The sequence below is a fragment of the Shinella granuli genome, assembly GCF_004341885.1.
Taxonomy (GTDB): domain Bacteria; phylum Pseudomonadota; class Alphaproteobacteria; order Rhizobiales; family Rhizobiaceae; genus Shinella; species Shinella granuli.
The window spans coordinates 1-1,234 of record NZ_SLVX01000093.1; the positions used below are offsets into that span (position 1 = coordinate 1).

Genomic DNA, 1,234 nt, shown 5'->3' on the forward strand with positions numbered 1-1,234 from the left:
GCTCGGGCTTAAGCCCTCCCGGCGGTCTCAGGCCGGCGCCGCAGTGGCCGACTTTTGCTCCGCCCCGTGGCCGGTTTTTACTCCGCCGTTGACAAGTCGAGCAGTTTTACGAGCGTCGTATTCCGGGCCATGCCGCCAGCCTTTACTTGAAGAGGTTGTTCTCGCCGGAGAACTCGTCGTTCATTTCGCCGACGCCGTCGTCATCCCCGACGCCATCCTCGTCGCCGTCGCCACCTGCCGGCGTCGACTGCGCGGCGCGATACAGGCGGATTGCTTCGATGATGTCGTCCTTCTTGGTGACGCCGGTCAGATCGACGCCCTCGGCCCCGGCGAGTGCCTGAAGCTCCTTGACCTTCATGGCGTCGAGACCGTCGTCATCGGCGGCCGGGGCGGGCGCTTCCTTCTTCGGCTTGACCGGCGCGGCGACCTTACGGCCAGCGGCGGCGTAGAGATCGTCCGGAATTTCCAGTTCGTCGAACGTCTCGAAGACGCGAGCGGCCGCGCCCGGATAGAGGTCGGCGACGGCGGGCGAGACGCGACGCTCGCCTTCCTGGCGGCCATAGACTTCGGTCAGCCGGCCGATCTCCTGGCGGTGGGTGCGCTCGACGCTGCCCGTCACCTCGATATCGAAGACGGCGTCCTCACCGTGGATATAGCGGAGCACGGCGACCTCGGCGGCGGTCACGCCGTATTTCGGAACCGTGTTCTTGGCGTCGCCGCCGATCGCGAGCATTACGTTTGCAGTCTGCATGTCGATTTCCTTCCGGTGAGGATCGACGGGGCCGAAGCCCCGCCCGGTTTACTTGACGAGGATGCCGGCCGCCTTCAGCGCGGCGATGACCTCGTTCTGCTTGTCGGCGAGCGCCTTGAAGTTGTTGTTCAGCGTCGCCTGTGTGAACTCCGTGCCGACATCGGCGACGGTGTTGCCGGTCGTGCCGGTGGCTGCCGTCAGCGAAACGATGGCGTCGACGCGGACGTCGGCGTTGTAGGAACCGTCGTCCGTGTTGTCGCCGAAGCTGGCGAGCAGGTTCGAACCCGCCGCCCACGTCACGCCCGTGTTGTTGGTGATCGTGATGTTCGACAATCCGAAGGTGAAGGCCACGGCTGCGCCGGACCCGGCCTGCGGATAGGCATCGTTGTTGTCAACGGCGGAGTAAAAACCGGCCACGGGGCGGAGCAAAAGTCGGCCACTGCGGCGCCGGCCTGAGACCGCCGGGAGGGCTTAAGCCCGAGC

At 65.9% G+C, this 1,234-nt stretch carries 2 protein-coding genes; both read right to left on the reverse strand.

The genetic code is table 11. The features are described from left to right. Window positions 1-142: 142 nt before the first annotated feature. The gene (locus tag EV665_RS32120; RefSeq protein ID WP_133037278.1) at window positions 143-751 is read right to left on the reverse strand and encodes a hypothetical protein; all 609 of its coding nucleotides are present in this window, start codon (window positions 749-751) and stop codon (window positions 143-145) included. Window positions 752-799: 48 nt separating this feature from the next. Next, a complete protein-coding gene (locus tag EV665_RS32125; protein WP_133037279.1) occupies window positions 800-1,168 on the reverse strand; it encodes a hypothetical protein in 369 nt (122 codons plus the stop codon). Window positions 1,169-1,234: the final 66 nt, after the last annotated feature.

Coding starts and splice junctions, on each gene's coding strand:
- EV665_RS32120 (WP_133037278.1), bottom strand. CDS start 751: ATGCAGACTGCAAACGTAATGCTCGCGATCGGCGGCGACGCCAAGAAC.